The sequence below is a fragment of the Deltaproteobacteria bacterium genome (assembly GCA_029860075.1).
Classification (GTDB): domain Bacteria; phylum Desulfobacterota; class JADFVX01; order JADFVX01; family JADFVX01; genus JAOUBX01.
In genome coordinates, this window is the sequence record JAOUBX010000050.1 from 13,900 (window position 1) to 32,448 (window position 18,549).

An 18,549-nucleotide genomic window follows, 5' to 3' on the forward strand; every position below is an offset into this window, starting at 1 on the left:
AAGGAGCATGCCCACCAGTTTGACACATAGTTTATACTTCAGTGTCCTCTTTTGCAATATTAAGCACGCATGCGGAAATATAATTGATAATTGAAAATGGATAATTGATAGTTAGAATTTCGGATTTGCGATTGCGGAATGCGGAATGATTCTTCGACTGGCTCAGGCCTATGGCTCGCACCAACGGCTTATAGAGATGACAGGATGGAGGAAAGGCATGGAACGCGGATGACACGGATTTAGCGGATTTTCACTGATTAGAAAGATAGTGTTCTTTTATACAACTTTATTAAAAATATTTTTTTAGATTTTTCCAACGGAATGATTGTATAGTTAGGCGCAATGAAACTAAGTACCTTAAAAACAGTCTTGATAATCCTGCTCTTGTAAATAAGCTCAGTGCCGAGCTAGAGCCACTTTTGCATGAGTATGTATCTTTACAAGGAAAAAGAGGTTCGTCTATCCGAATTCAAGTGGACCAGGATGTTGAAATTATTTTTACACTTGAGGACGTCGATACACTTTGCGAGCTTTTCATTAAGGGGAAGTTAGGACAGCATGAACTTACGTATATTGCCGACGTTATTGAGTTGGCCGCTAATGTTAGTTACATTGATGACGATACAGCACCAATAATAGCTGAATTTGTATCGGAAATGACTGACCCTGCAGTAATGGGAGTTTTTACTACCAAACGAGCGCAAGAGGTTCCGGCGGAAATAAAAAGCATGTAATCAATTTAGCTAGTGCTTGGCTTGAATGAAGTGAAGTGCAATCGGGGAGTTGCCTAAATTCCCGGATTATATCCGGTTATGTTACTTAAATTTTAGAATATATAATTATGCGAATAACTCACAGAATCGCCAGATTTTTCGCCCCTAATTTTATTCAACGACAGCTCTATCCTCCGCCAAAGGTTAATTTTCAAATAAGGTCGTACGAGGAAAAGGATAGAGAGAACGTAATGCGTATATATAAAGAAAATGCACCGGATCGCTTTCCAAAAGGTCACTTGCCATCCTTTGAAGAATATCTTGATAAAGATCCCTTGTCTTTTTTTGTAGCCCAGACACCTGATAATGAAATCATTGCCTGTGGTGGTGTGACAGATATTGGCCTGAAGTTTCATATACTTTGCTATGGCATGGTTGATCCTGCCTTTCAAAATTGTCGAGTCGGCTCAACAATGGTATTGGCACGCATGGCTTTTGCAACACGCTATTCAGGAGATCATACTTCAATCATTTATTCAGTGCCGCGATCAATAGGTTTTTTTGAACGCTTTGGTTATAAAGAAGTAAATAAATGGACTGATGAAGAAGGACATTCCTATCCGATTGCTGCTAACCGATATTCAAGAGAAATTTTCGATCCAATTAAAAGAATTTTAGACAAACGAGGACACCTGATAACCCCGGACTTGCCAATTGTGATGAAATATGAAGTGTATGATATGCTTACAAAGTCAGACAGCAGCAAGGTTAATCCCCCTGAAAAGGTTTAAATATAAGGTTTCGCCTTTGCTCTGCCAATCTGGAAGACAAGTCTCCTTCACAGTTAGATTAAGACTTTATGGCCTTGATATACCCTTTTTTCAATTTTTTAGATGCCATGCTTTTCTTTTCACTTAAAGCACGCTCATTGGTTTCAAAGGTTTTTACCTTTACTTGCGGCCTATTTCCTATCCTTCCGTATTGTACAGTTACAGTAGTTCCTTCTACGTTGATTTCCCAATACTTATTACTGTTTCCCCCGACATATTCATATCTTTCGAATAAGGAATTATCTTTTGCGTCAACAGCATTGTTTTCTTCCTCTGGCTCTACCTTTTCTTCCCGTGTTGTTTCTTGCCGGAGATCTTCCGTAACTTCAGTTCTGTTATTTACAGGCTCATGAGAGGACACTTTGTCAGCAATTAGCTCTTCAATATCTACTTTATGGGAACGCTCTTTACCTGATAATAGTTGTTCTATTCTTTCCAAAACTCTCCCTGGTTTTTCCAGCCAGTCTTTCGCATAAACAGTGGCAACTTTCCAGCCGAAAGTGTTTAGAATCTCAGGTTTTTGGCAGTATTGTTCCAGTACGTTCTCATTGGCATAATGTTCTCTCTTGTCGATTAAAATCCCCAACAGGTACCGGTTTTCACCCGGTTTTTTTATCCCCAGGTCGCATTTAAAGTGTGATTGCCCTATGTCAGGTTCCACCTCATAGCCCTTCTTTTCCAGAGCCGCCCTAAGCTGGAGGATCATGGGGTTGAGGCGCTTTTCTTTTTCCTGCTCTCCATAACTGAACATGCCGTCCAAAATCAAATTGGCTTTTGGCAATTCCCCTTGGGAAATATGTTTTGCATAGCTTAGGAACTTTTTAAAATAATTGGCCCCATCGTTATAGTCATTTTTTATTTCGTTCGGCAAAATGGACGTAACTACAACCATGTGCTTTCTTGCTCTCGAGAAAATGACATTTAACCTTTTTTCGCCTCCCCTCCTGTTTATGGGGCCGAAATTCATGAGCATTTTACCATTTGAATTATACCCGTAACAGACACTCATGATTATAATGTCCCGCTCATCACCCTGTACATTTTCGAGGTTTTTAACAAATAAGCCGCTAAACTGATCCTCATCTTCCCTCTGATACTCTTCTTCCAGCAATGTGTCGAATTGCGGATCATCGCCGGCCAACCTGTTCAGGGCCTCTTCGATCTCCGATTGCTGCTCCATGGAGAAGGCCACAATGCCGATACTTTTCCTTACCTTTTGCTTTAAGAACTCCGCCGTCAGGCTTGCAATATAAGTGGCCTCATCTTTGTTCTTCCGCTTTTCATATAAAGCATTCTCCAGGTAATGAAAACTGATGCTCCTGTCAAGAACCTTCGTAATGTCGGGCTTTTGGCTAATATCGACAATAGGGTGCAAAGGCTCCCTGTCCGAATGATGAATCACGCTGTCAGGAATGGTAAGCAGTTCCCGTTTGTAAAATGCCGCATTGCTGAAGCTTATCAGGCTTTCATGGCGGCTGCGATAGTGCCAGCCAAGCATAACGGACGATAATTTCCGTGAAGATTGGTTGAGTAAACTATCGGCGTCCAGGCTTATTCCTATCTTGCTTTCAATATCCTCTTCTTCCTCATCCTGCAGCGTAATGGTACTGAAGAAATTTGTGGGCGGCATTTGCATTTCATCACCGACAACGATAGTCTGTTTCGCCCTGAAAAGTGAGGGTGTGCCTTCTTCCACCGTAATCTGGCTGGCTTCATCATAAATCACAACATCGAATATGGACTGGTCAATAGGCATGATGTCGGAAACGCTGAGAGGGCTCATAAGCCATACCGGTTTTAGGGCCGTCATCAGCTCTTTGGCATTGCTCGAGGTCAGTTCCCTTATGGATTTATATCGCATCGATTTTCCAAACTCGTTTTCCAATATTCTTCGCGCCGAGCTAAGCGATTTTTTTGCTATTTTTTCATCATTGCTGAGTTGGGCCGCCGCAGACTCGGTAATCCTCACTTTTTCGAGGAATTGACTTCTTATCTTCGACCTGATGGCCTCTACATTACTGTCGTAGTATTTATCCAAAAGTGCATTGACACGGGATATGCTCACCCTTAAAGCATCTTCATCCATATCGGAAAACTGCCGTTCCTGCTCATAGATGCCGGCAAGAGATTTATAGGCCAGGTTGTAATCGAAATCGGGAAGCGCCCATTTTTTTCTATATAAGCAGCCCCTCATTTCATCGCTTAATTGACTTGCATTTAAGATGAAGGGAACAAAGGCCGACAGGGAATTCAGTGCCTTGTTGCTGATTAAAAGCTTATCCTCCAGCTCAGATAAATTAAATCTTCCAGGCTCTCCAAATATCATCTCCCCGATGGTTAGGAGTTCCTTAAATGAAGCGCTGAATGCCGACAATGACTGAAGGTAGCCCCTATGGTCGGAATCGGTCCAGGCAGTGATTGCCTCATGCGGATTTTGCTGCATTGTCTCTATCCAGCCATACTCTTCGTCAAAGCAGGTCAGACCGAATTCTTCTTCCGCCTGTTTTTTTAAACTCCTCACCTGCTCCTCAGCCTCATGCTCGGATATCAACTTTTCCAGAATGGTGGTAACCTGAGGCCTAATCTTATGAGCGTCAAAATCATAAGCTTCATTGATCTGCGATTTCAGTTTGTAATAATTGGGGTTGATAAAGCGAAAGATACTTTTTTTAAAGCCTAAATATTGCGCCAAAGCGGCCTCTGAATCATCTTTGCTAAATTTAATGCGCCAGTTATGATTTTGCTTTTCGAGGTCCTGCTGCAGGGATCTTTTTGAGTCAATATCTTTCTTTATCGATGAAAGATGGGCCGCTTCTTTGGACTGGGGCTTAAAAACGGACAGCTTGTCCGCCTGAAGCAACCCTTTTACTTTAAGAGCCAGCTCAAACAGTTCAGCCCAGTTTGAGATTGTCCTGCCGTCGGAATCATTTTCATCGAGGTCATCCAGCATCTCATTGAATTCATCCAGTAAGGCCGTGCATTTATTCAGCCTATCAAGTATGGCCGCTTTGTAGTTACTCTCACCTAAAATCTCCGGTGATAATCTTACCAATGGATAATCTGCAATATATCCCCGGAAATCATTTATTTTTAACTGTTCAAACCATTGTACAATCCCTTCCCTGTTTTCTTTCCATTCAGTATAAAGGGGAAAATGGATAAGCTCTATTTCTGACGGTAAGGTTCTTCCTTGACCTGTAGCATGGAGGACTTCAAACAACTCCAGAGGAGGAACATCTCCATCTGTCATGACCTGGTGAAAGTATGAGATTTTATTTATCTCTTCATTCAAGGAATCAATTATTACATCCCGTTGCCGCCCGATTGATGCATGGTCGAGATCCTTCTCCAGAAAATCGGTGTAGGTCTCTTTCAGGTTTTGGATAAATGCCTTTTTATCGGCTTGAGAATCATGGATAAGGCAGCACAATTCGTCTAATTTCCTGTTTTTAAGCCTGTGAAAAACAACATCCAGGGCGGCCCTCTTCTCACAAACGAAGAGGATCGTTTTGTCTCTTGCAATATAATCTGCAATCAGGTTTGTAATCGTTTGTGATTTCCCCGTACCGGGAGGCCCCTGGATTATATAACTTTCACCTGAACGGGCAATCTGGACTGCTTTTGACTGGGTGGGGTCCGACAGGATGATCGGGTAATTGGCCCGTAGATGCTCATCTTCTTTTTCAGCGATTTCCACTCGCTTTGGAATTTCGCTATAAAGCTGTTCAAAGATATTATTTTTTATGCTGGCATTTATGATCTCATTATAATCACGGACAAGACTCATCTTCCGGTAATTAAAGTTTCCTAAAGTGATATTGCATGTATCAATTTCCCATATGAGAGGATTCAATTCGCCATCGTTATCAGTAGTGTAAAATGTCCTGTTTTTTTCAGAGACGGCAAAATTATCGGCCGGGTTCAAATCTTCATTAATTATGTATTCGAGAGCATTGTTTTTATGCCTGATTCTTTCATTGAATATCTGCAGCCCCAAGGGTTGAAAATCATCTTTATTATAAGAGTATGAAAAGGAGCGCAGGTTCAGCCCCCTGCTTCTTTTCTCCAGTTTTTTACTTTCCATGCTGAAGTTCTTTTTGGCGATGCTGTGAATAAGCTGGATCCTCGGTTTTTGCCGCCATTTGAGCCTTATTCCTGTACCACCTATGGCTATTTGCTTCTCGATGGAGGCAACCAGGTCTTCGATGGATGTTGTTTCAAGATCGATAAAATCGGGCAGAGCAATATCATACAAGTCCTTAAGATAATGACTTAAGACAGGATTGATTTCCGCTTCCCCATCAGAAAAATTAAGTGTGTACTGGTCTTCAACGCCCTTTTTCTTTATCACTTCTACAGGCATAAGAAGCAGCGGCGACGTAATACGCTCTTCCCTGTTTTCCTTGAAATTATACCAATGTAAAAAAGCGATAACCGTCCTGAGCTGACTAAAGCCATATTCGTTTTTACTTTTTCTTGCCTCAAGCCTTATCTTATTTAAGGTAGTCGCCAGGAATCGATTCTCTTTGAATTCAAGGTAGGAGTTAAGGGGCAGTTTTTTCTTTTTAATCAACTTTTGCCGTATTTCGTCGTTCCAGTAGATAAGGTCCTTCTCGCGAATATTCTTATAATCAAGAAGCAAGGGCACAGAGCCGAGAGTAAGGTTCAGGAAGCTTTGCCTGTCTGTAAAATAGAGAAGCTTATTCCTCCTGCTTATATCAAACAATCGATTCTTTAATTTTGAAAGTATCCAGTTATCCCGTTCGGAAATATCCTGGTTTCTAAAGCCCTCGGTCTGTGTGAGGTCCACATAGTTTTCAGGATTATATTCACGATAGTTCTTGAGCTTTGTAAGGACCTCTTCCAGGTTGGCCGTTCTCTCTTCCACATAGAGGTTTGTCATCTCGAAAATGACGTTTAGTATGGTGGGGTGCAGGTTTTTATTCAGGAAAAAGAGACTCTCCCTGTTGGCAACAAAAAGTTCCAGGTCATCGCTGTTTCTAAAGTCGAGGTTAAAAGCAAGGCTTGCTAGTATCTGCCCAAGTACAAATACATCGGTAAGGGGATTGTAATGCCCTTTTTCGTGATCCCAGCATTTATAATTGTGCATATAGAGAGGTGCATCTATCGGCTTGCCGTCCTGGTGAATCTCCATATTGACCTGCTCGATCTGATGGCTGTCCAGGTCATTGCTTTCAGTGATGCCACGAGATACATCGAGCGCACCCTGCCGGGCCGGTTTGGCAAATAGAGGCGTGTCGGCTTTGAGAATAGCCTTTCCTTTTGTATTTAAGCAGAGCTTTTGATTGTTGTGCCCGATTTGATCGATGGACGTAATGAATGCCACCATGTTGTTTTCATGCAACTCACATACTTCCTCAAGCAGGGGCAATGCGAGGGCAATGAAATCGGGAGATTTAATGGCACCGAAATCTTTAATTTGCTCCAGTAAATCAAAAAATGAAAGTTCTTCTTTATCCATTGTCTAGTCGTTGTATAAACTCTCTTCCTTCCCTTCTTTTACTTCTTGCAGTTCAGCCAGTGCCTTTTCTTTCATGATTTTAAAATCCCTGGCAGTAAGCTTTAGTTCTTTTCGTATATTTTTTTCATAATGATCTTTAAGTCCCAGTAATTCCGCTATTTCCAGGGTATGGCCCATGGGTGCACTTTCCATGTCCGGGTCTGCCTTTGCAAAGTCGAGTAAGAGGTAGGCCATATAGTTTTTAACGGATGGCATGGTTTTTTCCAACTCGCCCGCCAGTCGGTTTGCTTGTTTGTGCTCCGCGTTCCTGTAAAAATCACTAAAATACTCTTTACATAAATTCGTAACGGCTGAACTGTTCATCCAGACCGGCGTCACAACCAATTGGAGCAGGTCTTTTGTATATTCCTGCATAATGCTTTGCTGAAAAATATCCAGTTTGTTAAGATCGATTTCGCCCTCTATCAGATGTTTAACCTTGCCAAAGTAGTCTTCATTTTTCTCAACATGCAGGTGCAAAGCGAGACACCTGATGTAAGATTCGGGATGGCTTTCATTTAGTGTTACGTTTGAGTCGAAATTTATTATTTCCTGCGCCTGGGCAAGGTAGCTTTCGGCATTAACCTGGGTAAGACCGGTATTCAGCTTTACAAGCATTTGGATAACCGTTTTATAGTCATGGCAAACCTGAAGGGCCCCGTTATCGCAAAAGAGTTCCATGTACAGCTGAAAGATACGTGCCGTTTCTATAATGGCATCTTCACTTCGAACATCGTTTGCCAAGGCTAAAGCGATGCGCCGGGTAATCTCGTATTCACCGTTGTCGATTTTATAAAAGAGATAATGGCTCAGTTCATGGGCCAGAAGGGCCTTTATTTCGTCTTCCGATAAAAGGCCGACAAGATTGCCTGAAAATACGATATGAGCTTCATTATCGATTATGGAAATGCCCGCATTAAGTTGTAGGCTGTTGTGTTCCTGGTAGAGCGTCACCTGGGCATCTATCTTAAGCGCTTGGCAGACTTCATGAGCCAGTTCATAGAGGTTCTCATGGGATTCATTATCCATCCGGTAGGTATTCTTCAGAAGGTTTGTTTTAAACTCTTCCACCTGTTTTGATTTGTTGCTTTCCTCTGAAAACCAGTTCCAGGTTTTTTTTCTGCTTTTGAAATGATCACGAAGTTTTTTGTGATATTCAAAAGGGGAAAGAACCATACCGGAAAAACTTTGAGGTGATTTATTCATTTAACCCTTTCCATGCTTTAGCCATAAGTTGCTCATATCAGGTTCTTAATAAGGCAGAGACCTTTAAAATCGTTAGTATCGCTTTGAAAATAATAAAACCTATCTCAGCAAATTCCTATGCCTCAAGCTGCCTGCCATCCATCGAGTAAGCAATAGCCAAAGGATGATCAGAACGCTGCTTCAGGGCTTTTTCAAAGGAATCAACTGCCGGTGAAAGCCCTTTTTGTTGAGTGTCAACAATCGCTCTGCCGCCCAGCGTCTTGTAGAGGCGCGTCCCGGGTAGCAGTCTAAAGGACAGCAACCGTTTAAATTTCAATCCCCCCTTTAATACAAAAAAAGCCCGCCACCTTTGCCGGTGCGGGCTATGAATATTACATGTTATCGATTCCCCTCCATTAAAACATGCTTTGACGGGGCATGCCCACTGGTTTTTGATACATATTCTATACTTCACTGTCTTGTTTTGCAATATTAATCACGCACGGCTCCCCCTTAGAAAATATATTCTTCCAAGGGGATAAGGGAAATTTCTGAAAAAAAGCGCTTATTATTTCCGCGGACAGGGAAAGTTAAATTAGCAAATGATCTTACAAAGTGATAGGATCGATACTAAGAATAGCAGTTGATGCGCTTCGCATTTAAGGAGTCCCGACAGTGGAAAGACCTTCTCCTCCAGGAAATCAAAAAGACATCTCATCTGAATGGCTTCAACTCCTCGTTGATTCCGCCCTTGACGGCATCGTTACTATGGATGCTTATGGCCGAATCATTGCCTTTAATCCTGCTGCTGAAAAGATATTCGGTTATAGCAAAAAACAGGTTATCGGCCAGAGGGTATCGGAAAAACTGATCCCTAAAGAATTGCGCCTGGCCCACGAAAAGGGACTGGCACAGTACCTGGCTACGGGGAAAAGCAAAATTATCGGCAATCGTATAGAGCTTGAAGCCATGCGTTCCGGTGGCGGCATCTTTCCGGCAGAGGTCGAGGTTATCTCCGTCAAATCAAGTAAGGAGCCCATCTTTATTGCCTATATTCGTGATATATCGGAGCGTAAAGAGAGGGCCCGGGAACAGCTTCACTATGCCGAAAATATCAAAGCGACACTTTTGCAGACCTTGCTGGCCGTGTCAAAGACTGTGGAAATTCGCGACCCTTACACAGCCGGTCACCAGAGGCGGGTAGCTCACCTTGCCGCCTCCATCGCACAACAAATGGGATTGTCTGATGAAGAGATTGAAGGGATCTTTTTAGGGGCCCTTATTCATGATATCGGCAAGATCGCTGTGCCTGCCGAGATTCTATCGCGGCCCGGGAAACTGAGAGATGAAGATATCGACTACCTGAAGATTCACTGCCAAAAGGGCTACGAAATTTTGAAACCTGTCGATTTCCCCTGGCCCATTGCAAAAATTGCCCTTCAGCACCATGAACACCTGAACGGAACAGGCTATCCCCAGGGCTTGCGTAAGGGTGAAATTCTGCTGGAAGCGCGCATTGTCTGTGTTGCCGATGTGGTGGATGCCATGACCTCTCACAGACCCTACCGTCCGGCTATCTCTTTGGAAGAAGCTTTGAGTTCTCTTTTAGTAAAGGCAGGAAAATGGTACGATGCTCATATTGTCGAAGCCTGTGTAGAGCTGTTTAGAGAGGGCTATCGAATTGATGCCGTTGACCTGGAAGAACTGGCCTGGCTGGTATCTCTAAAATAAGCCATAAAATTCTCTGCTGAAAGTTTCAGAAGTAGCTTTGTTTAACCGGCCGCTTTAAAAATATTATTGGAACGGTATATGAGGGCAAAAAAGAGAGGGCCTTTTTTACTTTGGAAGAGGGTTAAAAGTTCTTTGACTATTCTCCAGAGCTTGTATCTCCGGCTATGGATGTAGTATGATTCAATCTTTTTTACCGTAGCTTTAGACGTAAAGCCGTTTGGGTTAAATTAAAAAAAACCGGTATAAGAAGATAACAGGTCATATCAATGTTGGGCATCCATGGGGCCTGGCGAGGCCGCAAAACTTAGGTGAATTGTGAGTGATAATTTAAAAACCTTCTTTTCTCTTTCTCAAGGGAAACGTGAAAAAAGCAATCTGCTTTTTTTGTTCAAGTTTATTGTTTTTTTATTCTTTCTCGTCTTCCTTTACACGGTCATCTTTCAAATCATAATGGTCAGGGTGGAAGGGGCCACACACTCCTGGATGGCCGGTCTCTACTGGGTACTTATTAATATGACCACGCTCGGTACGGGTGATATTTACTTCCTTTCCGACATTGGCAGGCTTTTTACGATCATAGTGCTCATTTCAGGTGTTCTTTTTCTGTTGATTGTTCTTCCCTATACGATCATCAGCTATTTTGTTTTCCCCTTAATGGAAGAAATGGCAAAACACCGCATACCAACCATGCCTGCCGGGCCTTTGCAGGACCATGTTATTATTTGTGGCCGGGACTCAATTGCAATGAATCTCCTGGAAAAACTTCGTATTACCAATCGCGCCTATATTTTTGTCGAAGCTGATCCGGCAAAGGCGGAAATCCTGCACAATGAGGATTATCCCGTTATCCATGGTGATTTTTCTGATGAAGAAACCTACAGGAAGTTAAATGTCAATGCGGCCAAAATTATATTTGCCAACCAGTCGGATGTTGTCAATTCACACATTGCTCTCACAATGCGGGGCATTTCGGAAACACCTATTGTCGCCCTGGCCGAGACAGGCGCATCGAAAGATATTCTTCACTTTGCCGGCTGTAATTATGTGCTTCCCGTTAAAGAGATTCTTGCTAAATATATGGCCAACCGCTGTGTTTCCGGCGCAACGCATACCAAGCAAATGGGGGCGCTGGAGAAACTTAAAATTGTCGAGTTTCCTGTTTACGGTACACCTTTTATGGGAAAGAAGATATTTGAACTTAAGATCAGGGAGACAACAGAAATTAATATTGTCGGTATATGGGAAAGAGGAAAGTTTTTTACACCCAGACCGGACCATGAATTGACATCTTCATCGGTTCTTTTGCTGATGGGCGAAAAGGAAAAACTCATTGAGTTTGATACCTTTATGTCGATTTATATCCCTTCTGACAAGCCGATTATTGTTATCGGCGCCGGTGCTGTCGGTCTTTTTGTGGCGAGAGAACTCGATAAAAAAGGGATCGCCTATTTCATTGTTGATACTATAGATTGCAGACAGAAGCTGGGAAAAGGGGTGTTTATCAAGGGTGATGCAAAGGAAAGAGAGGTGCTGGAGAGGGCCGGCGTAATGGAAACACAAACAGTCGTTATCACCACCAGTGACGATGGCACAAACGGATACCTTTCACTTTATTGCCGCAGTCTGAATAAAGAACTCAGGATTGTGAGCCGTGCCAACTTTAACAGAAATATTAATACCATTCATAAAGCCGGCGCAGACTTTGTCGTTTCCTATGCTATGATCGGCACAAGTATTGTAAACAACATACTGCAAAAGAGGCACTTGACCCTTCTTGCCGAAGGGCTCCACATCTTCAGGTACCAAACTCCGCCCATTCTTGAGGGCAAGACCATTTCCGAAGCTAATGTGGGCGCCCTGACGGGATGTAATATTATTGCATTAAATAAAAATGAAAAACTTATCAACGCTCCGCACCACACAACCCGCCTGGAAAAGGAGGACACGATTATTATGATCGGTAATATGGAGCAGGAAGAACGTTTTATCAGGGAATTTATTTCCTAAAGAAGAGAGAGGTTCAGGCGCCCGGGTTCAACTAAAAACTTGCTATGCTCAGACCGTTTATTCTCTTCTCCCTCCCTCATCCGCTTCATTCGGTTGTGTTGAACAAAAATAAAAGAGATTGGCAAGCCTGCCGGGATGATTGAATGTTCCTTCCTCCGGCTTGATTCTTTATTTCTTTTTGGAACTAAACCCTCTTAAAAATCAATCATTGCTCCAGTGTGGTCCCCGCATCATTCCTGAACCGCCGTACATGCGGCACTCCGACCTTCTTTCCCTTGCCAGCTTTTTTATCTTTTCCCTTTGTTTTTTTGTAAGTATGCTTCTGGCATTTGTGCTGGCCTGGGCTGAATTCATGAGGAGTTTGCTCTTAAGGTCTGCAATTTTTTTGACAATTTTCTCTACGGTTTTCATATCTGCCGAATCTCCCGATAGTGATTCACGAAATTCGATATAAGCTATTTTCATTTCAGCCTTCAGCTTGATTTGTTCTTTCCTGTAACTGTTTTTGAGCTTATTCAGTTTTTCCGTCTGCTTATCGCTAAGATCGAGATCTCCCAACAGGTCAAGGTAGGAATCACAACCGCCGTGCATACCTCCCATGCCCGGCCCCATTCCACGACCCATCTGAGCTGTCGTGATTGACGAAGAGAAAAGAATCAGAATCCAGATTATCGCTAAAACACTCCCTTTTTTTTTCATTATCAACCCCCTTTGTTTTTATAATTATTTTTCTATATAAGAAAGTTTAGCACTACTTATCCGGGATGCAATGAAAAGGAAAAACTTTACGCTCTTATTTTCAGAGGGCGCTTCCCAAATTTATAGCCGCTTTGTTTTGTCCCGTGGATGTCTTCCCCGGACAGGGAGACCTAAGAGGGATTTGCCGTCTTAATAAGTTTATCGTAAATGAGCACGTCTTTATCGGCAAAGGTTACTTTTGCCTGCCATCTGGCGGCAAGCCACCTGGCGGTTTTTTCTGAAAAAAAGCAGACATGGGTAAGGTCGTTTTTATAGTGCCATTTTGAAAAGGCCGCCTTGTCAAGAGCCAGCTTTGTCATGATGCCCAGCCTGCCTCCCGCTTTCAGGCAATGCCAGAGCCTGTCCAGCTCTTCGCCGGGGTGGTGCAGGTGCTCTACTACTTCTGTAGCGGTTATAAAATCATATTTTCTATGAAAGACTGATTTATCATGGGCATAAAAATAATCATATAATGCTACCTCATGCCCCGCTTCTTCAAACATGACTGACAGCGCCGGTCCCGGCCCGCAGCCAAAATCGAGGCCCGAGCTTCCCGGTTCAAGGCTTTCCACCATCGGTTCAAAGAGACGGCCCAAAAAACGGCGGTAGCCCGCATCGTGAGGATCGTTGCGGTGCAGGTCATATTCGGCCTTTTCTGCATGGGCGTGAAGATATTGCTCAGGCAAAATAAAGGTAAGGCCGCATGACCGGCAACGGTAATAGTCACGTCGTTTGTCGCGGTGAAAGGGCTCCCTTGCCTCGCTCTTGCATAAGGGGCAATTGGCTAATCGATTATTATGATCCAATTCTTATCTCCCAAAATGATTTCACTATTATAAGCTATCTTCCGGCTTTTATAACAGGAGTAATCCTATTTTTCTTAAGCTCGGAATAGAGGGAAGGCTGGAGAAATCAAATATGTCATTGCCAATGAGTGCGAGTATTTTGAAAGGTTTTTTTGACAGGATCAACCTGATTTTGGGATTATGGTCCCCCTGTCAAGGGGGAGTTTGGGGGCTTGCTCTTCAATATTTTTTCAGATTAAAAAACTTTCTTTTGTTCCTGGCGCCTTTGCGCGAAACCTTCCCTTAAACCTGCAGCATGAAACTGTTTTCATTTTTTAAGTTTACAATCAGGTTTGGGTTATGTATAAAAAGTTGAGTTGAAATCTTGGGGGAGAGATGAGTGAGAAAGATAAATTCTTGACAGGAGAGTTAACATGGTGTTAACTAAAGTGTGAAGGTTGAAAAAAATAAAAATTCCGAACAGGCTTGAAGCGGAAAAAATAATTAGGCAGCACCTTTCAGGTGGCTTGGTTGTAATAACCAGATACTTTAAAAAGCGCCTGGCACAGCGTGGCTTTTCTATGCAGGATGTAACGCATGTACTTAAGACCGGCCGAATTTACAATGAACCGGAGATTGATATTAATAGTGGTAAGCCGAGATACAGAGTTGAAGGTGAAACGCTTGATGAAGATGTCTTAAAGGTAATTGCAGAATTGTACGATGAAAAAACTTTATTAATCACGGCATTTGGAGATTGAAGATGAGATGTCCCAATTGTGAAAAAGAGTTAAGCAAAACAAAAAGAGATTATCATTATATTGAATCGGGTCTGGATAAAGTAATTCTTAAAGGGATTAATGTATATACTTGCAGTTGTGGTGAGGAAATGCCTGAAATACCTAATATTGAAGGACTTCACAAAACAATAGCCATGGCTCTCATCCATAAAAATACGCTTTTAACGGGACAGGGGATAAAATTTTTGAGAAAGGCAATGGACTTAAAAGCTGTTGAACTCGCTCAGTTAATGGGGGTAGATAAAGTTACTATATCACGGTGGGAAAATAATAAAGCTGAAATCAGCAATGCCAATGACCATCTGTTAAGGATGATCTATATAAGAAAGCTGGAAGAAGAAAGTAATCAGCTATTGTCGGAGCCCATTTTAAATATTCTCAAAAACATCACGCCTGTAACAGGTAAACTCTCCAAAATTAACATATCCTCAAAAGGTAAAGGGATGTACTTTGCTGAACCAATGGCAGCGTAGGAACCTCCAGACTTAAAGTTTTACTCCCGCTTGTCATTCCGAACGTATGTGAGGAATCTTAAAAAGATTATTTTTGACAGGATTTACAGGATTTTAAGATTTATTCCTTCTCCTTTGCGGAAACTTCCTGTCACCCTGAGCTTGTCGAAGGGTGCTGGATTTTTACGTGACTTCCGCGGTTGAAAAAAGTTTACAAACCGCTTTGCATTATGTATAAAAATAGATCAAAACGCATTTTGGGGGAGAGAAAAATGGGAAGTGCAAAGATATTGAAAAAAATGAAAGCCCGAACCGGTGACGGTTTCGGGCTTTTTTGTGTGAAAAAATAGTATAGAAAGGGTAGCAGTAAAGTTTTTTTATCTAGTATGGGACGAGATATTCATAAAACTCCATTTGATGAAGGAACAAAAGCAAAGCTAGCACTCTATGAAAACTACATTAAAGAGTGGTTACCTGTTTTCCTTTCAAGAACCCCAATTTATACAAAGATAAATATTTTTGATTTTTTTTCGGGACCGGGGAAGGATGAAACAGGTTGCAAAGGAAGCCCGCTTATTACCATTGATTTACTCCAACCGTATTTATCAAATATTATTGGGAACAAACAACAAGTTACCCTCTTTTTTAATGACAATAGAAAAAAGAAGGTCAGAACACTTCAGGAACATGTATCAGCTTTGAACCCAGAATCACATGCATTTGAAATTATCTGCACTTCCAATGAATTCAATGTTGCTTTTAGAGAATATCTTCCAAAAATGTCTGAATCGGGTACGGCAAACTTCCTTTTTCTCGATCAAAATGGAATTAAACATATTACTGACGATGTGTTTCTTGAAATTATTAATCTTCCAGCAACAGATTTTCTTTTCTTTACTTCATCATCCACTCTTAGTCGTTTTACAGACCACCCTGAGATAAAGAAATACATAGATATACCATCACACGAAATAACAGCATCCAATTATTACCACATTCACCGTCATGTTATTGATTACTATTGGAAGCTGATCCCTAATAGCAGAGAATATTATCTTGCCCCTTTTTCTATAAAAAAAGGAGCTAACATTTACGGGCTTATATTTGGAACAGGACATCTTCTCGGATTAGATAAATTCGTTAATCAATGTTGGAAGCTTGATCCACAGACCGGTGATTCAAACTATGATATTGATCAAGACAATATAAATCCACAGCAACCATCCTTATTCAGAGAATTTAATATTCCTAAAAAAGTTCAGCTATTCGAAAATGAATTAGAGAAAGCTATTTTGAAAGGAAAAGTCAAATCAAATAAGGATATTTATCGATATACGCTTACTAGTGGTATTAAGCCGGCTAATGCGAGAAGTGTAATAAATGGCTTAATCAGAGACGGTAAAATGCCGAAACAAAAGTTGAATGTTTCTTACAATAGCTGTAAAGTAGGAACAGAAGAACAAAGGATAAAATTAAAATAATTTATGGCCACTTTTTCAAGTATAGAATGGACTGAACAGACATGGAACCCGACGACGGGATGCAGCAAGATATCTCCCGGTTGTGCCAATTGCTATGCCGAAATCATGGCAAGGCGACTACAGGCGATGGGTGTACCGGGGTATGAAAGGGGGTTCGAGGTAACCTTGCAGCCTCATCGTTTGGATGAACCGCTAAAGCGTAAAAAACCGACCGTCTATTTTGTTAACTCTATGAGCGATCTTTTTCATGAGGATATCCCGGATGACTACATTAATAAGGTTTTAAATATAATGCGGAACTCTCCACGTCATATTTTTCAGGTGTTGACCAAAAGGGCTGACAGGATGGCGGAGTTCTTCAATACTTACGATGCGCCTTCAAATGCCTGGATTGGTGTAACGGTGGAGAACAAAAAAGACGGTTTGCCACGCCTTGAACTTCTCAAATCTGTTAAGGCCTCTGTTCGTTTCCTTTCCGTTGAACCTCTTCTCGAAAACCTGGGTGTAGTTGATTTTGGAAATATCGAATGGGTGATTGTAGGTGGTGAATCGGGCAACAGGGCGAGGCTAATGGAAAAAAAGTGGGTCCTCAATATTAAGGTGCAGTGCGAAAAGCAGGGCGTGCCCTTTTTCTTTAAACAATGGGGGACTTGGGGCCCGGACATGGTTAAGAGGCAGAAGAAGAAGAATGGAAGAAAGTTGCAGGGAAAAACATGGGATGCTATGCCGCAGTTGGTAATGACAGGCCTCTAAAACGGTTTCTATCCCCGTTTTCTTTAAAAAATGTGACCTAATTCCTGAACATTTACGGCTGTCCCCAGTTATTAACAAAAAACAATAATCATTTGGATAAATAAATATGGCTGCAAACTATCCACCAGAGCTTTCCGTTGAGGATATAAAGGTTAAAATTCAGGCCACATATGCCAATCCGAATATTGGCAAAACTCATCAAGTAGTTCTTAAGGACGGTCCAAGAACATACCGTATAGCAACAATATTCGAAATACTTGACCCAGCAAAGGGAGAACTTCACCATCTATCCTTACAGCTTGATTCATTTGATAAGACTAGAGTAGGTTGGCGGACTAAGCCCGAAAAAAAAATCTGTCTTGATGGTGAAAATCCCGATGAAATTAATGCACTGTCTAGCTTCTTAAATGCCGTACTTTCAGAGCAATATCCAAAAAAGGCAGGGGAGTTTCATGTCATATCTAAGGAACAATATAAAATCTTATCTGAAATTACTTTATTATTGCCTCAGTTGCCAGGTTCTCGAAAACTCGAGTTGTTTACAGCGCTAATCGGGAGCTTAAAGGATGCTGATATAGACATCGGTGATTTTGTGGTGACCTTCCAGAAAACGGCACCTGAAGCTGTTAAAAATATTGGAATTGCGGCGAGGTTTGTACAGTATAAAGATGCCTTTACTCATCTAAAAAAATTGGTAGAAGCACCTGAAATTAAGGAGCCAGAATTTCAGAGTCACTTGAAGAAAAATCCATGGATATTTGGAAGTGAATACAGTGAACTTTTGGACAGACGCAAATGGACAAGAGACCAAAATTTTGATTTCATGCTGAGACGTACAGTTGATGGCTATCTGGAAATCATAGAGATTAAGACAGCTTTTTCGGAACCTCTGTTTAGGTATGACAGCAACCATAACAGTTACTATTCATCATCAAAATTGAGCCAGGTAATGGGGCAGACATTTGGCTACATTGAGGAGGTTGAACGAAATCGTGACTCAATAATTGCGACTGACAAGCTCGACCCATTAAAGATAAGGGCAAGAATATTTATTGGCAGAGATGGTGATGAGAATCAGCAAGCAGCATTGCGAACGCTTAACTCTCATCTGCATCGGGTCGAGGTGATGACCTTCGACCAGTTGATTCGCGTAGCTCAGAGGACGCTTGATATATTTCAAAATGAAATGAAAACTGACAAGGAAGTGACTGAAGATACTTGCTCCGATGAAGAAGACTTTCCTTTTTAAGCTAATTATGTGGAACCTGTATTAGTTAATAGGGACACATCCGAATGGCACTAAGTTAAGCGGTTTTAGCATAGAAAAAGAGCATGAAATATAAGGGGAAAATGGTATAATTGGGCATGAAAAATCATACACCTTTATTCCCCAATTTCCACTTTCAAACCCTCCGCAGAAAGCCCCGTTCAGCCCAACAGATTTTGGCTGAGAAAGTAGCGCAGCTGAAGGAGAAATCACTGAGTTAGTTAATAGGGACACATCCCAATTAATTGACAGCAACAGATTGATATGATATAAATCGACCATGCCA

15 protein-coding genes are annotated in these 18,549 nt (G+C 41.8%); 9 read left to right on the top strand and 6 right to left on the bottom strand.

What is annotated here, in order from left to right:
- Positions 1–473: 473 nt before the first annotated feature.
- On the top strand, positions 474–734 hold the full coding sequence (locus tag OEV42_14235) for a hypothetical protein (protein MDH3975434.1): 261 nt from the start codon (positions 474–476) through the stop codon (positions 732–734).
- 230 nt (positions 735–964) lie between these two features.
- Positions 965–1,504: a GNAT family N-acetyltransferase gene (locus OEV42_14240; GenBank protein ID MDH3975435.1), complete on the top strand. Its 540-nt coding sequence runs from the start codon at positions 965–967 to the stop codon at positions 1,502–1,504.
- Positions 1,505–1,562: 58 nt separating this feature from the next.
- Here the strand turns inward: OEV42_14240 and OEV42_14245 are convergent, their stop codons facing one another.
- The 3 genes from OEV42_14245 to OEV42_14255 all read right to left on the bottom strand — a co-directional run bounded on the left by OEV42_14245 (position 1,563) and on the right by OEV42_14255 (position 8,586).
- Entirely contained in the window at positions 1,563–7,025 is a 5,463-nt protein-coding gene (locus tag OEV42_14245; GenBank protein MDH3975436.1) for an AAA domain-containing protein, read from the bottom strand.
- A gap of 3 nt (positions 7,026–7,028) precedes the next feature.
- Complete coding sequence (locus tag OEV42_14250; GenBank protein MDH3975437.1) at positions 7,029–8,270, bottom strand: M48 family metalloprotease; 1,242 nt, start codon at positions 8,268–8,270, stop codon at positions 7,029–7,031.
- A 115-nt stretch (positions 8,271–8,385) separates the two neighbouring features.
- The gene (locus OEV42_14255) at positions 8,386–8,586 is read right to left on the bottom strand and encodes a hypothetical protein (protein ID MDH3975438.1); all 201 of its coding nucleotides are present in this window, start codon (positions 8,584–8,586) and stop codon (positions 8,386–8,388) included.
- A gap of 338 nt (positions 8,587–8,924) precedes the next feature.
- Between OEV42_14255 and OEV42_14260 the strand changes: the two genes are divergently transcribed.
- The gene (locus OEV42_14260) at positions 8,925–9,980 is read left to right on the top strand and encodes an HD-GYP domain-containing protein (GenBank protein ID MDH3975439.1); all 1,056 of its coding nucleotides are present in this window, start codon (positions 8,925–8,927) and stop codon (positions 9,978–9,980) included.
- Between the two features lie 315 nt (positions 9,981–10,295).
- Positions 10,296–11,987: an NAD-binding protein gene (locus tag OEV42_14265; protein MDH3975440.1), complete on the top strand. Its 1,692-nt coding sequence runs from the start codon at positions 10,296–10,298 to the stop codon at positions 11,985–11,987.
- Between the two features lie 201 nt (positions 11,988–12,188).
- Here OEV42_14265 and OEV42_14270 read toward each other — a convergent pair whose 3' ends face one another.
- Positions 12,189–12,686: a Spy/CpxP family protein refolding chaperone gene (locus OEV42_14270; GenBank protein MDH3975441.1), complete on the bottom strand. Its 498-nt coding sequence runs from the start codon at positions 12,684–12,686 to the stop codon at positions 12,189–12,191.
- A gap of 170 nt (positions 12,687–12,856) precedes the next feature.
- Positions 12,857–13,531, bottom strand: a complete 675-nt coding sequence (locus OEV42_14275) for a class I SAM-dependent methyltransferase (GenBank protein ID MDH3975442.1) — start codon at positions 13,529–13,531, stop codon at positions 12,857–12,859.
- Between the two features lie 437 nt (positions 13,532–13,968).
- Here OEV42_14275 and OEV42_14280 point away from each other — a divergent pair, with 437 nt between their 5' ends.
- From OEV42_14280 to OEV42_14300, 5 genes are all read left to right on the top strand, one after another.
- A complete protein-coding gene (locus tag OEV42_14280) occupies positions 13,969–14,271 on the top strand; it encodes a DUF4258 domain-containing protein (GenBank protein ID MDH3975443.1) in 303 nt (100 codons plus the stop codon).
- 2 nt (positions 14,272–14,273) lie between these two features.
- Positions 14,274–14,783 (top strand): type II toxin-antitoxin system MqsA family antitoxin, encoded by a 510-nt coding sequence (locus tag OEV42_14285; GenBank protein ID MDH3975444.1) that lies wholly within the window; start codon positions 14,274–14,276, stop codon positions 14,781–14,783.
- Positions 14,784–15,148: 365 nt separating this feature from the next.
- Positions 15,149–16,243, top strand: a complete 1,095-nt coding sequence (gene tcmP, locus OEV42_14290; GenBank protein ID MDH3975445.1) for a three-Cys-motif partner protein TcmP — start codon at positions 15,149–15,151, stop codon at positions 16,241–16,243.
- A gap of 3 nt (positions 16,244–16,246) precedes the next feature.
- The gene (locus tag OEV42_14295; GenBank protein ID MDH3975446.1) at positions 16,247–16,996 is read left to right on the top strand and encodes a phage Gp37/Gp68 family protein; all 750 of its coding nucleotides are present in this window, start codon (positions 16,247–16,249) and stop codon (positions 16,994–16,996) included.
- A gap of 106 nt (positions 16,997–17,102) precedes the next feature.
- Entirely contained in the window at positions 17,103–18,245 is a 1,143-nt protein-coding gene (locus OEV42_14300; GenBank protein ID MDH3975447.1) for a DUF4263 domain-containing protein, read from the top strand.
- A 21-nt stretch (positions 18,246–18,266) separates the two neighbouring features.
- Here the strand turns inward: OEV42_14300 and OEV42_14305 are convergent.
- The coding region (locus OEV42_14305; GenBank protein MDH3975448.1) for a hypothetical protein at positions 18,267–18,549 on the bottom strand (283 nt) is incomplete at its 5' end.

Bases quoted from the DNA above. Each gene is read 5' to 3' on its own strand.
- OEV42_14240 (MDH3975435.1), top strand. From the start codon at position 965: ATGCGTATATATAAAGAAAATGCACCGGATCGCTTTCCAAAAGGTCAC.
- OEV42_14245 (MDH3975436.1), bottom strand. From the start codon at position 7,025: ATGGATAAAGAAGAACTTTCATTTTTTGATTTACTGGAGCAAATTAAA.
- OEV42_14250 (MDH3975437.1), bottom strand. From the start codon at position 8,270: ATGAATAAATCACCTCAAAGTTTTTCCGGTATGGTTCTTTCCCCTTTT.
- OEV42_14270 (MDH3975441.1), bottom strand. From the start codon at position 12,686: ATGAAAAAAAAAGGGAGTGTTTTAGCGATAATCTGGATTCTGATTCTT.
- OEV42_14285 (MDH3975444.1), top strand. From the start codon at position 14,274: ATGAGATGTCCCAATTGTGAAAAAGAGTTAAGCAAAACAAAAAGAGAT.
- tcmP (MDH3975445.1), top strand. From the start codon at position 15,149: ATGGGACGAGATATTCATAAAACTCCATTTGATGAAGGAACAAAAGCA.
- OEV42_14295 (MDH3975446.1), top strand. From the start codon at position 16,247: ATGGCCACTTTTTCAAGTATAGAATGGACTGAACAGACATGGAACCCG.
- OEV42_14300 (MDH3975447.1), top strand. From the start codon at position 17,103: ATGGCTGCAAACTATCCACCAGAGCTTTCCGTTGAGGATATAAAGGTT.